Raw genomic sequence first — 1,364 nt, forward strand, 5'->3', positions numbered from 1 at the left:
TGTCGTGGACGGCTCTCGCACCAGCCTAAATATGGCAAGGTGCAGTCGTTGTAGGTCCACGTCTAGGAGTCGTTCCATGGAGAAAGAGGTTGTTACCGTCGGATTGGATCTGGCGAAGAACGTATTTCAGATACATGCAATTGGAAGTGACGGTACCGTGCTTGTCCGGCGAAAGCTGCGGCGGGCCGAGGTGATCCGCTTCTTCACCGATTTGCCGGCATGCCTGGTCGGCATGGAAGCTTGTGCATCGGCGCATCATTGGGGGCGCGAGCTAATGGCTCTGGGCCATGAGGTGCGTTTGATGCCGCCAGCTTACGTCAAACCATACGTGAAGCGGGGGAAGACCGATGCGGCGGATGCTGAGGCGATCTGCGAGGCGGTGACCCGTCCAACGATGCGCTTTGTCGCCGTGAAGACGGTCGAACAACAAGCTGTGTTGATGCTCCACAAGAGCCGAGATCTTCTGGTCCGGCAACGAACAATGTTGATCAACGCACTGCGAGGGCACCTTGCTGAATATGGGATCGTCACCCGCGTGGGCGCCGGGGGAGTTACCGCATCATTGCAAGCGCTCCACGACGAGCAAAGTAAATTGCCGGATCATGCGAGATCAGCGCTGCACGGCATTGCTGCACAGCTTAGAGCGCTCTCCAGCGAGATAGACCGGCTGGAGACACAGATCCTTGCATGGCACCGCAATGACGAGACGAGCTGTCGTCTCGCGACGATCCCGGGCATAGGCCCGATTACCGCATCAGCCATTGCAGCCGCCGTGCCAGATGCATCGCTGTTCCGATCGGGACGACAGTTTGCAGCGTGGCTTGGGCTCACGCCACGGCCGCACAGCTCCGGCGGTAAGGAGCGGCTTGGCGGCATCACGAAACAGGGCGATGGCTATCTTCGACGACTTCTCGTTGTCGGCGCGACCGCAGTCATGCGCATGGCGCGCAAGGATGCGTCTCGCCAACCCTGGATGGCGCAGCTCCTCGAGCGCAAGCCGACAAAGATCGCGACGGTGGCACTCGCGAACAAGACAGCGCGCATTGCCTGGGCGGTGATGGCGCGGAAGGAGGTTTACACGCCCGTGGCCGTGTAGAAGTTATCCTCGCCGCTCGCTCAACTTTGAGTGGCAGGAGGGCGCAAGGGCAGCTCAGTAGTGATGACGAACCGGTCAGACCGGGGGTTGGTGAAACCCAAGGGGTCACAGCGCTTCGAGCGCGATGACGTGATTAGGGAGCCGACCTGCGGACTTCATCAGGGCCAGCAGCCATACGGTGCTGCGCGAACAGGCCGAACACATGGATGCACCCGACCGATCTCATCACTGCAGAAAACTCTTGCGCAGCGAGAGCCGTCCACACATG

The 1,364-nt window shown here is 60.3% G+C and carries 1 protein-coding gene; it reads left to right on the forward strand.

Features of this window, described 5'->3' with window-relative positions; all coding sequences use genetic code 11:
* The first annotated feature begins 76 nt into the window (after positions 1-76).
* Positions 77-1,096 (forward strand): IS110 family transposase, encoded by a 1,020-nt coding sequence (locus tag ACGHJ7_RS14730; protein ID WP_348030020.1) that lies wholly within the window; start codon positions 77-79, stop codon positions 1,094-1,096.
* Positions 1,097-1,364 lie beyond the last annotated feature (268 nt).

The sequence above is a fragment of the Altererythrobacter sp. MTPC7 genome, assembly GCF_042851395.1.
Classification (GTDB): Bacteria; Pseudomonadota; Alphaproteobacteria; order Sphingomonadales; family Sphingomonadaceae; genus CAJXSN01.

What these genes read in the sequence shown, in the direction of transcription:
- ACGHJ7_RS14730 (WP_348030020.1), top strand. Translation starts at nt 77, where the DNA reads ATGGAGAAAGAGGTTGTTACCGTCGGATTGGATCTGGCGAAGAACGTA.